Source organism: Streptomyces roseochromogenus subsp. oscitans DS 12.976, from assembly GCF_000497445.1.
Lineage (GTDB): Bacteria > Actinomycetota > Actinomycetes > Streptomycetales > Streptomycetaceae > Streptomyces > Streptomyces oscitans.
This window is the reverse complement of sequence record NZ_CM002285.1, coordinates 8,139,929-8,151,025: the sequence shown is the minus strand read 5'-3', so window position 1 is coordinate 8,151,025 and position 11,097 is coordinate 8,139,929. Positions and strand designations below refer to the sequence as shown.

11 protein-coding genes and 1 pseudogene are annotated in these 11,097 nt (G+C 69.5%); 4 read left to right on the top strand and 8 right to left on the bottom strand.

All coding sequences use genetic code 11. The features are described 5' to 3' along the window. From M878_RS84925 to M878_RS84915, 3 genes are all read right to left on the bottom strand, one after another. Positions 1-359, bottom strand: a 359-nt coding sequence (locus M878_RS84925) for an EamA family transporter (protein ID WP_023552295.1), incomplete at its 3' end; no start/stop codon positions are given. 189 nt (positions 360-548) lie between these two features. Continuing rightward, positions 549-1,553 carry an EamA family transporter gene (locus M878_RS84920; protein ID WP_023552292.1) on the bottom strand — a complete coding sequence of 335 codons (1,005 nt, stop codon included), beginning with the start codon at positions 1,551-1,553 and terminating at the stop codon, positions 549-551. A gap of 70 nt (positions 1,554-1,623) precedes the next feature. Further along, a complete protein-coding gene (locus tag M878_RS84915; RefSeq protein ID WP_245238267.1) occupies positions 1,624-2,202 on the bottom strand; it encodes a Clp protease N-terminal domain-containing protein in 579 nt (192 codons plus the stop codon). 236 nt (positions 2,203-2,438) lie between these two features. Here M878_RS84915 and M878_RS84910 point away from each other — a divergent pair, with 236 nt between their 5' ends. Further along, a complete protein-coding gene (locus M878_RS84910; RefSeq protein WP_167345787.1) occupies positions 2,439-2,633 on the top strand; it encodes a hypothetical protein in 195 nt (64 codons plus the stop codon). 114 nt (positions 2,634-2,747) lie between these two features. Further along, entirely contained in the window at positions 2,748-3,176 is a 429-nt protein-coding gene (locus tag M878_RS84905; protein ID WP_023552284.1) for a type II toxin-antitoxin system Rv0910 family toxin, read from the top strand. Between the two features lie 159 nt (positions 3,177-3,335). Here M878_RS84905 and M878_RS95260 read toward each other — a convergent pair whose 3' ends face one another. The 4 genes from M878_RS95260 to M878_RS84890 all read right to left on the bottom strand — a co-directional run bounded on the left by M878_RS95260 (position 3,336) and on the right by M878_RS84890 (position 7,423). Beyond that, the gene (locus M878_RS95260; RefSeq protein WP_031226750.1) at positions 3,336-3,962 is read right to left on the bottom strand and encodes a PadR family transcriptional regulator; all 627 of its coding nucleotides are present in this window, start codon (positions 3,960-3,962) and stop codon (positions 3,336-3,338) included. Between the two features lie 482 nt (positions 3,963-4,444). Further along, positions 4,445-5,074: a tetratricopeptide repeat protein gene (locus tag M878_RS92545; protein ID WP_245238438.1), complete on the bottom strand. Its 630-nt coding sequence runs from the start codon at positions 5,072-5,074 to the stop codon at positions 4,445-4,447. After that, positions 4,959-6,902, bottom strand: a complete 1,944-nt coding sequence (locus tag M878_RS84895) for a tetratricopeptide repeat protein (protein WP_023552278.1) — start codon at positions 6,900-6,902, stop codon at positions 4,959-4,961. The genes M878_RS92545 and M878_RS84895 overlap by 116 nt, the downstream gene beginning before the upstream one ends. 71 nt (positions 6,903-6,973) lie before the next feature. Beyond that, entirely contained in the window at positions 6,974-7,423 is a 450-nt protein-coding gene (locus M878_RS84890) for a hypothetical protein (protein WP_023552277.1), read from the bottom strand. A gap of 354 nt (positions 7,424-7,777) precedes the next feature. Between M878_RS84890 and M878_RS84885 the strand changes: the two genes are divergently transcribed. Next, the gene (locus M878_RS84885) at positions 7,778-8,341 is read left to right on the top strand and encodes a DinB family protein (RefSeq protein ID WP_031226746.1); all 564 of its coding nucleotides are present in this window, start codon (positions 7,778-7,780) and stop codon (positions 8,339-8,341) included. Positions 8,342-9,152: 811 nt separating this feature from the next. Beyond that, positions 9,153-10,205: pseudogene (locus tag M878_RS84880) on the top strand (IS256 family transposase); the annotation flags it as partial. A 36-nt stretch (positions 10,206-10,241) separates the two neighbouring features. Here M878_RS84880 and M878_RS84875 read toward each other — a convergent pair. Beyond that, positions 10,242-10,715: a hypothetical protein gene (locus M878_RS84875; protein WP_031226744.1), complete on the bottom strand. Its 474-nt coding sequence runs from the start codon at positions 10,713-10,715 to the stop codon at positions 10,242-10,244. Positions 10,716-11,097: the final 382 nt, after the last annotated feature.

Below are 11,097 nucleotides of genomic sequence, written 5' to 3'. Positions count from 1 at the left end.
ATGAGCACCGGGCCCGCGCCGAGGGTGACGACGGTGGCCACGGCCAGTCCGGTGGACTCCACGGCGGCGAAGTAGGCGGTCTGGAACACCGCGAGCCCGAGGCCGGTGGCCAGGACCCGGCCGGCCCTGCGGGCCAGGGGTTCGGTGGTGGCCGGGCGGACGCGTGGGCGCAGCCCCCGTCCGGCGAGCAGCAGGAGCAGGCCCAGCGCGCAGCGCCAGAAGGACAGCCCGAAGGCGCCCATCTCGCTGGTCCGGTAGACCAGGGAGGCGGCGGCGCCGGCGGTGCCCCAGGCGGCGCCGGTGATGATCAGATAGAGCAGGCCACGCCCGACGGGCAGGCCGGAAGCAATGTTCGACAAGGGAATTTCTCCGCAGAAGCGCACACGACGGTACGGAAGTTCGAGGGCGACCCGTTTGAGCGGGGCGCGCGGACTTCATCTGCGGGCAGCACCGTCCGGCCCGGCGCACTTGCGCCGGGCGGGTGTCCCGGAGGCCCGCCTCAGGCGGCCGGGGGCGGGAGAACGAGCGTGGACGGCATGACCGGCACCTTAGGCAGCCGTACCGCGCGCTGACAACTCCCGCTCCGCGCCGCCCGCGGCCACCGGCTCGGCGGAACCCTTGACGGGCGCCGAGGACTGGGCGATGAACGCGCCGAGCAGGACGACGGCGCCGCCCGCCATCTGCGGCAGGGACAGGTGCTCGCCGAGCAGCACCCAGGCCAGCACGGTCGCGATGACCGCCTCCAGGCAGGCGACGACGCCGGCGACTTGCGGAGACAGCCGCCGCACGGACAGCACCCCGGTGACGTACGCGACGACGGTGGCGATCAGCACGATCCAGCCCAGCAGGGCGAGGGCCGGTACGGCGGTGCCGTTCATGTCCGCCGAGCCGGTCAGCACCGACCAGCGCATGGTCCAGGGGCGGGCGACGACCGTCAGGACGAGGGCGCCGACGAGCAGACCGTAGGCGATGACGCCGAGCGGGTCCGGTGCCTCGTCGCCCGCGTCACCGCCGTGGTCGGCCAGGACGAAGTAGCCGACCTGGCAGCAGGCGGCGCCGAGCGCGAGCAGCAGGCCGAGCGCGTCGAAGCTCAGCCCGGACCAGACCTCCACGACACAGGCGAGGCCGCCGGCCGCGAGGACCACGCCGAGCGCGGCGGCACGCGTCACGGGCCGCCGTTGCACGAACCGCACCCAGCCCAGCACGAGTGCGGGAGCCAGGTACTCGATGAGCAGGGCCACACCCACCGGGATCCGGGAGAGCGCGGCGAAGTAGCAGGCCTGGACACCGGCGACGGCGAGCAGTCCGAACCCGGCGAGCAGCGCGGGACGGCGGCGCGGCAGCGCGCGGTGCCGCACCGCGAGCGGCAGCATGACCACGGCGGCGCCGGCCACTCGCAGCCAGACCACGTGGAGCGGGTCGAGGCCCGCCTCGATCAGCGGCTTCGCGGCCACTCCGGACCCGCCGAACGCGAGTGCCGAGGCGAGCGCGAGACCGAGCCCGACGCCCTTGCCGCGGCTGCCCTGACTGCTCTCTGACGTCTGCACCGGCACATGATGACAGGCGGCGACATGAGCGTCATCCCCTATGACACCTGTCTCAGGGGCTGGACGTGCGACGCCGTCAGCGCACCGGATCGCCGTCGCCGGCGCACTCCTCGGCACCGGCCGCGAGCCGGGTGTTCAGGTCGCGGATGCCGGCGCGTTCGAGCACCTCGACGGCCCGGGACCCCGGGTCCGCGGTGAGCGCGGCGAGGAGATCGACGCCGGTGACGCGGGACTCGCCGCGAAGGCGCACACGCTCACGGGCGCCGGACAGTGCGGCGGCCGCGGCGGGCGACCAGCCGGCGGTGTCCTTGGGTTCCCGTGCGCCGGCGCCAGCCGTGGCGGACAGGACGGCGAGCGCGCCGGAGTCCTCCACGCTGCCCTGCCAGCGCAGTCCGTAGCCGATGCTGCGCTGCACCAGGTAGCCCAGGAGCCGGGCGAGCTGCGGCGGACCGCCGACGGCCGCGCGGACCTCGGGGTCGTGTTCCAGGAGGGAGTGCAGCAGATGGGCGGTGTCGATCTGCCGGTCCCCGTCCCGCACGGCCCGCCGGCGGGCACCGGCGACCACCGCCGCCAGCTCTGCGCCGAGCGCGGCATCGTCGTCCAGGTGCGCGGCCACCTCGTCATGGGCGGTCCGGCGGGCAGTACGGGGTTGCACATCCCCCACCCCATCAGCCTCAACGGGCCGAGTCATCCACGACGGGAACCATCTTCGCGTCCCACACAGAGTGGACATCGACGATCTGCATCTCATCCTTACGGAGGAGATTTGGCCTTACGGAGGAGATTTGGCCTTACGGAGGAGATTCAGCCGATCCCGGCCGGGGGGCGCGCGTCGCCTTGCCATGCGCCCCGCACGCAACCGCCCCGCGCGCCCGCACGTCCCACACCGACATGAAGAACGTGTGCGCGTGCTGGCTCGTGGCGCTGCCGGCGGTCGACGGCAAGCAGTACGTGTACCGGGTCTACGCACCCGCGGACGCCCTGCTCGCGGACCTGTTCTGGGAGGCCTGGCACTGCCACGACGAGAGCGCCCTGCCGCGCGCGTGGGATCTGTTCGACGCGGCGGTGATACGGCGGGTGGGCTGACCCGGGTCAGCCCACCGCCATTCTGACGGTTCATCAGTATTGAATGTTCGCGCCCCTGCGGCTACGTTCCGCGACACCGTAGCCCGCTACGCCCGATTCCGAAGGGGTGGTCGCATGGCCGAAGTCAGCGCGGAGGCACGCATCCAGGCGCCGGCCGAGAAGGTGTGGGCCCAGCTCACCGACTGGTCGTCGTACGGGGAGTGGAACGCCACCCACACCAGCTTCCCCAAGGGCGGCCCGGAGACCCTGGCTGTGGGCGGGACGTTCCAGGAGAACATGAAGCTGATGGGCTTCCCGGCCGAGGTCGACTGGATCATCGAGGAACTGGAGCCGGCGCGGGTGTTCGCCATCCGCGGCAAGGGCCCGATGGCGGTGACGGTCGCCACCCGCTACACCCTCACCCCCGACGGCGACGCCACGTCCGTGCGCATCGACGGCGAGTTCACCGGCGCCGCCGTCTCCCTGATGGCGGGCAAGCTGAAGGACTCGGCGACGGCCGCCCTGAACGAGTCGCTGCGCAAGCTGGCCGGCCTGGTGGTCTGAACCCGGGCGGGCCGGGCATACGACGGCACCCCGGCGGGCCGGCCATGCGAAGGTGCCCCTGGCGGTCCCGGCCGCGCGAAAGCGCCCCTCGCGACCTCGGGCACGCGAAGGCGCCCCGCACGGATCACCGTGCGGGGCGCCTCACCGCGCCCGCGAGCCTCAGTGCTCGTCGGCGAGGATCAGGTACAGCTTCTTGCGGGCCTCGTTGATGACGGCCAGCGCCTTCTCGCGCTGTTCCTTGCTGCCGGTCTTCCAGACCTGGCCGAAGGCCTCCATCAGACCGAAGCCGGCCTGGCGGATCTCACTCAGGGCCTCCCAGTCGACCCCGCGCGAGGCCTCCTCCCAGGGCGCGTCCGGCCCCTCGTCGGCGGCGGTGCGCCCGTCCTCGGTGAGGGCGAACAGCTTCTTGCCGCCCTCGGTCTCGCTGGCGATCAGGCCCTCGTCCTCCAGCAGCTGGAGCGTCGGATAGACCGAGCCGGGGCTCGGCTTCCACGCACCGCCGCTGCGTTCGGCGATCTCCTGGATCATTTCGTAGCCGTGCATGGGGCGGTCCTTGAGCAGGGCCAGGATCGAGGCCCGGACGTCACCGCGCCGCGCCCGACCCCGCGGGCCACCACGTCCCCTGGGCCCCCAGGGGCCAGGCCCGAATCCGGGTCCGCCGGGACCGAACCCGGGACCACCCGGACCGAAGGGCCCGAAGGCGGCCCGTCGCCCGTCGAATCCACCCATGCCCCGCATCCCGGGGCCCTCGTGCCGATGTCCACGCTCGAATCCGTGGGTACGCATCGCGATCACTCCATTCCATCGCTGATCTGTCACGTCTGCATCGCGTATCGTTCGCGATGCCTCAACGATATATCGGAACCGATCGCATGACAACACCCTTCCAGGAGCCCGTCGTGTCCCATCTCCATCGCGCTGGTCCCCGTCTCAAGTGACCTGGTCCGATTTCGTCATAGCGGACCAGGTCACCCGAGACGCTGTCTGGGCATGGGAATCAGCGGTGGGCGTTGATCATTCCGCCGACTCGCAGGCCAGGTCAGCATGGGCGTACCGGAGGTCTTGCCGAGCGCGGTCCGGCCGCCCTTCAGTTCGGGCACGTACGGGTTCGGGGGCCAGGAGGTCGTCGTTGCCGGACGGTTGCGTGGCCCGGGAGTGTACGGGAAACGGCGGTGCCCGAGTTCTTGAGCACCAGGCCTCTTTGACACCGATTCTCGGGGCGCGTTCCGGGCTCCAGCGAGCCCGGAACGGCTGTTTACCGATCTTGTTCAGGAATCGGTCGAATCCTCAACGCCCGAAGCGCCACTGCCTTCTTCGGCTTCCAGGTTGGTCAGGTGCTCGGATGCGGCCTTCGCCTCGGCCGCGCCGAGGCGGCGATAGATGCCGACGGCTTCGCGTAGTTCCTCCAAAGCGGCCGTGCGGTCACCAAGGCGCTCGTGGCATCCGGCTGCCCCTTCCAGTGCCCGCGCCTCGTCCAGCGGACTGCGGATCTGACGGGCCAGCTCCAGCGCCTGCCGGTACGCGGTAAGGGCCTCTTGCGGTCTGGTGGACTCGGCCAGGAGAGCGCCCAAACTGTTCAGTACCTCCGCCTCCCCCTGACGGTCGCCAACCTCCCGGAACAAGGCCAGGGCCTGCCCCAGCGGGCGGGTGGCCTGCTCGTAGTCGCCAGTCAGGCACCACACGCGGCCCAGATCATTGAGGGCGTGGGCCTGCCCGTACCGGTTGCCGAGCTCCTCATAGAGGGCCAGAGCCCGCTCCTGGAGGCGGGTCGCTTGCACGTAGTCACCGGTCGCGTACCGCACACGGCCCAGATCGTGGAGGGCATGGGCCTGCCCGAGCCGGTATCCGAGCTCTTCGAACAGGGCCAGGGCCCGCTCCTGAAGGCGGGTCGCTTGCACGTAGTCGCCAGCCACGTATCGCACGCGGCCCAGATCGCGGAGGGCGTGGGCCTGCCCGAGCCGGTATCCGAGCTCCTCGAACAGGGCCAAGGCCCGCTCCTGAAGGCGGCTGGACCAGCTGATAGTCGCCGGTCAGATATCGCACGCGGCCCAGATCGTTGAGGGCGTTGGCCTGTCCGAGCCGGTTGCCGAGCTCTTCATACAGGGCCAGAGCCCGCTCCTGGAGGGGGGTGGCCTGCACGTAGTCGCCGGCCATGTACCGCACGCGGCCCAGCTCGTTGAGAGCATTGGCCTGTCCGAGCCGGTTGCCGAGCCCTTCATACAGGGCCAGAGCCCGCTCCTGGAGGCGGGTTGCTTGCTCGTAGTCGGCAGCCAGGTACCGCACACGGCCCAGATCATGGAGGGCGGTGGCTTCACCGAGCTGGTCGTTGTTGTGGTGAGCCGTGGCGGCGGCGCGCTGGTGGAGGGTGGCGGCCTGGGGCCAGGGGCCGTCCTGGAGCAGGAAGGCGGCGATGGCGGCCGTCAGGTGGACTGCGCGGGGTGCCTGCTGGTGGGTGGCGGTGTCGATGCAGGCGAGGAGGTTGTCGCGTTCGGTGCGTAGCCAGGCCAAGGCGGCGGCCCGGTCGGGAAGATCAGGCGCCGTGGCTTGCCGTTCGGCAGGTGGGCTGCCGGGGCGGGAGGTACGGGCCAGGTGCTGGTCGGCACTCTGCGCGGTGTGCTGGTAGTACTCCAGGAGGCGGTCGATCGCCTGGGCGCGGTTGTCGGGCGTGTCGTGTTCGGTGGTGAGGGTGCGGGCGTAGGCGCGGAGGAGGTCGTGGGACTGGTAGCGGCCGGGGGCGGTCTCGTCGAGGAGGTGGGCGGTGTAGAGAGCTTCCAGGCGGCGCCGGGTGGCGGCCAGGGGGGCGTCGTCAAGGGCGGCTGCCGCGTAGGCGTCGATGTCGGGTCCGGGGTGCAGGCCGATGCGCCGGAAGAGGCGTTGCTGGTCGGCGGGGAGGTCCCGGTAGGAGAGGGTGAAGGCGGTGTACACGGCGCGGTTGTCGCCGTCATCGAGTTCGCCCAGGCGGTCCTGAGCTTCGGCGAACTCGGCGGCGAACCGGGCGAGGGACCACGTGGCCGGGTCCTTGTGGCGCAGCCGGCCGGCGAGCAGGACGATCGCCAGCGGCAGATACCCGCACAGGCATACCGTCTCGGCGACCGCGTCCTGTTCGCTGCTGTCGGTGGGGGCGCGGCGGGAGCGGCTGGTGAACAGCTCGGCCGCCTCGTCCGGGGTGAGCGGGGCGAGGGACACGGGGTCGGCTCCGTCCAGGGCGATCAATCGGCGGCGGCTGGTGACCAGGGTCAGGCAGCCGGGACTGGCCGGCACGAGCGGCTGGATCTGGGCGTGCCCGGCCGCGTCATCGAGCACCAGCAGCACCCGTTTGCCGGTCAGCTGGTCACGCCACAGGTGCGAGCGGCCCTCCAGGCTGCGGGGCAGGTGGCGTGGGGCGATGCCCAGGCCGGTCAGCAGCACCGCCAGCACGTCGACGGGTTGCGCGGTGGGCAGATCGGGGGTGTGGGCATGCAGATCGTAGAAGAACTGCCCGTCCGGGAAATGCTCGGCCAGCAGGTGCGCGGCGCGAGTGACCAGGGCGGTCTTACCCACCCCCGGCATCCCGTCCACGGTGTGGATGTTCACCACCCGTCCCGGCCCGGCAGCCGCCAGCAGCCGCTCCAGCTCACGCCGACGCCCGGTGAAACCCACCACATCCTGGGGCAGGCCGCGGGTAACCACCGGCCGGGCTGGCAGCGGCGCCTCCTGCCGGTACAAGTACAGGTCGCGGGCCGGCATGTTGAGCTCCCCCGGCCCGGCGATCGTGGCGTGCTGCTCGACGTGCGCGGATGGCGGCTGCCCGGGCGGGGTCAGGCTTTTGGGTCCGTGGCGCCCGTCGTGCCACGGTTGTCGTTGATGTTGATGGTGTGTCCGGCCACGTAGTGGCCCGTGCCGCCGTGCACGGTCTGGACGACCTTGTACGCTTCCCGCTCACCGGGCTCCAGCGCCGGGAGCAGTTGCTCGTCCAGGATCCGCCGCAGCTGAGCCGCCGCCTGCGGGTCGCGTTGCAGCAACGCACCGAGCTGTGCCCGCCACGTCATCTCCAGCCCTCGCAGCATCTCCGCCGGGGCGTCCTCCGCGCGGGCGTCCAGGACCTGGGTGTGCAAGGTCTCCAACTCGTTGCCGATCCTTTCGGCGCGTTCCGGACGTACCCTGCGCCACAGGGCGACCAGGCCGTCGCGGGCCTGCTGCCAGGCATCGGTGGCCATCGCCCCGACCAGAGCCGACGACGCCGCTGTCGCCAGCGCGATCTCGTCCATCCTCATCCCCCCGGATCCCGCACGCCGTCGTGGACTACGGCCAGTGTGCCGCAGTACTACCTGTTGGGCCACGAGCCAACAGGCATCGAACACAGCCCGAACAGCCCCACCCCGAAGCACACCGGGCCTCCGCCGCCCGTCGGTCGACGCAGACAACGGCCCCGCTCACGGACCAGATCAATTGAGACAGGACACGTCGTGACCTGTGTCAGTGGGTGTTGATCGATTGCCAGCGAAGGCCGATCAATTGACTTCTGTGCCCATTAGGGATGACTGACTGCGGGGTTTGTGACAGTGGAGGATGACCGCAGACGGCGACGATCACTCTGCTCGACGGGTCTGTAGTGTGCGGCAATGACAAGAAGCGAGCGGCTCGCGGAGCAGTTGGACTGGTACTGGCGCAAGAACCTGCGGCCACGGCTGGACGGCATTACCGACGAGGAGTACCTCTGGGAGCCGGTGCGCGGCTGCTGGAGCATCCGCCCACGTGGCACGTCGGCCGCACCGGTGTCGGAAGGTTCGGGGGAATGGACGATGGACTCCGCGTCCCCTGCCCCGGTGCCGGCGCCGGTGACCACCATTGCCTGGCGGCTGGCGCACATCATCGTCTCGTGCCTGGGCTATCGGGTCGGATGGTACTTCGGCGGCCAGGACGTCGACTCCCAGACATTCGCCTACGCGGGGACCGCTGACGAGGCGCTGAAACAGCTCGATGAGATGTATGGGAGATGGAACGCGGGGGTCCGCAAGCTCTCGGACGCTGACCTGGACAATCCGCCCACGGTGGGTCCCGAGCGGTTTCCCATGGAGAACAGGGTCCTGCACGTCAACAGGGAGCTGATCCATCATGGCGCCGAGATTTCCCTGCTGCGCGACCTCTACCGCTGGCAGGACGGAGCCGTACCGCACCGAATATGACTTTCGGTAACCGGCGATCGAGCTTCGGAAACTCACGTGGACTCCGTGACGCTCCATGGCTGCTGCCGATGGGCCTCACGATCTTTAAGCGCCGTTCTGCGCAGCTAGAAGGCGCTGGCATCCCGGGCGAGCCCCACGCCAGGGCCTTCTAGCTGCATGTTCGAAGTTGGCGAAGCTTCCATGAACATCACCAAGGCCGCCTCCCACCGCGCTCAACCTTCGGTGAGACTACTCAACCTTCGCTACGTTCTTCTTCGGGACAGGACAGCGTCGTCTTCCGTCGCCGATATGCCTTCCGGCGGCAGCGCTGGGAGCATGTTCGGCGCTGTGACCTGCCGCTTCCTTCTGGCATAGGGCCTGAACAGACTGGGCAGTGCGGTGATTCAAGGGATTCGTTGCGGGTCGGAGCGAGGGCGTCAACCCTCGCCCCGACCGTTTTGGGTGGAGCCGCAGGTCCCGGCAACGGGACGGGGCTCGGGGTTGTCGCCGCACGTTGCTCTCCGGATGACCGGTAGGCCCGCTGACGGCATCGGGCTGAACACGTGCGGCGTCGTGACTGTCCGCGCCCGGGAGGCAGCGGTTGCCCGCAGACTTCGCATGTCCCCAGGGGTGTCGGTGTCGGGTTCCGGGGTTGGGCCGGTGGGGGAGTTGGGAGCGGTGGTGTCGTCCGCCAGCGATATGCCGCTTGTCGGCAGCGTTGAGAACAGGTGCGGCGCCCGCTCTTGGCAGCGTTCGGCGGCAGGGGGACTTCGCAGATCAGACAGGCCGGTGATGAGTCGGCCTGTGGTCCGGAAGGTGCTTCGGGCTGTTCCGTGCGTCGCTGTTGCCGTTCGAGGCAGGCGGCTCGTCGCAGGCTGACGACCTGAAGATCCCGAAGGTGCGCACCGGCTCGTTCTTCCCCTCGCTGCTGGAGCGGCGCCGCCGCATCGACCGGGCCCGTTCGCCGTGGTGATCACTCGGTGCGGACAGCGGGATCTCCAAGTCGGAGGTGTCACGGATCTGCGGCGAACTCGATGCCGAACTCAAAGCATTCAAGGAACGGCCGCTGGACCACACCGTCTTCCCCTACGTCTTCCTGGACGCCACCTACTGCAAGGCCCGCGTCAACCACCGGATTATGTCCCACGCCGTGGTCATCGCGACCGGCATCTCCGCCACCGGCCACCGCGAGATCCTCGGGCATGGGGGTCCCCCTGCTCGAGCGGAGCCGAGAGTGGGGGAGGTCGGCGACAGCGAGTCGAAGCCGTTCTGGACGAAATTCCTGCGCAGTCTGCGGGCCCGCGGCCTGGAGAACGTCCAGCTGCTCATATCCGACAGCCACAGCGGGCTGGTGACCGCGATCCGCACCGTCTTCCTCGGCGCGGCCTGGCAAAGGTGCCGGGTTCACTTCGTGCGGGACGTCTTCAGCGTGATCGAGAAGGCTTCCGCAGAGATGGTCGCCGCGACCATCCGCACCATCTTTGCGCAGACCACCGCCGAGGCCGTCCGCACCCGACTGGACGTGGTCGCCGACATGCTCGGACGACAGTTCCCCCAGGTCAAACCCATGCTCTTGGACGCTGCGACGGACATCACCGCATTCGCGGACTTCCCGCCGGCGCATTGGAAGAAGATCTGGAGCACCAATCCCCTGGAGCGGCTGAACCGGGAGATCAAGCGGCGAGCCGACGTCGTCCAGGTCTTCCCCAACCCCGCCGCCCTCGACCGGCTCGCTGCCGCGGTCCTGGCCGAACTTCACGATGAGTGGCAGGTCTTCGACCGCCGCTACCTCTCCGAAGGCTGCATGGCCGAACTCTTCACCACCAAACCGACCGGTGACGACCGCCAGCTTTCCCCGCCCGAACTGAATCAGCTCGCCAGGTGACTACACCACCTCATGCCTCACGGGACGTGACCGGGCTCAGAGGGCTCGCAACGAATCCTTTCTGATGCCCAGGTCTTCCCGGGCTCGCTCGTGGTATGTGTTCAGACGCTCGTGGAGGTCGCCGACCACGGGTGGAGGCTCGTGCGTGCGCGCCAGTTTGAGCATCTCCCACAGGGCCACATTGACTTCATGGGCTGCCTCGATGGCTGGAGGATCCGCCAGCATCACGAGCGCTTCGAAGAGAGCTGAGCGTCTGCGCTCTCCTTCCTCCATCGCTGCCATGAACTCCTTGTGAGTCTCTGAGCCTTCCTCGGCCAGCCGAGAGTGTTTGGAGGCGTCAGCGACCTCCTTCACGCACGCGGCGTACTCGATGTAGGTGTCCAGCTTTCGTTGGTCCCAGCGGGTCGCCATCGTGCGCTGATGCTTCGCACGTTCGGCCATGGTGACGGACAGATACGAAGTCAGGGCTCCGACGAGTACGCCCATCAGCGTCACTATCTGACTGATCATGGCCGCGACCGTATCGTCAACTGATCAAGGCGGGGCAACCGCCGCAGGGGCCGTGCGGGCCGGACGGCTGGGAAGGACCGCTACACCACTCGGCGGGACACCACCCGATGTTCTCAACAGCACGCCGAACATGCCCAGACCGATGCCGCCAGCGAGCACGTCGCCAACAGCTCAGACACGTGCTCGCAGCGCTGCCGCCAGAAGGCATACCGGCAGCGGAAGGCGCAGCCGGCCTCCGCGCAGGTGATCGATTCCAAGGGTCTGGTGGTCGTAGGCGGTCAGTGCGCGCATGACCGGCTGGCCGCGCATGAACCTGGCTCCACTCATCCGCCCCCCTTAAAACCGATCATCTAGGCTGGCGCGGTGACTGATGAGCAGGAGC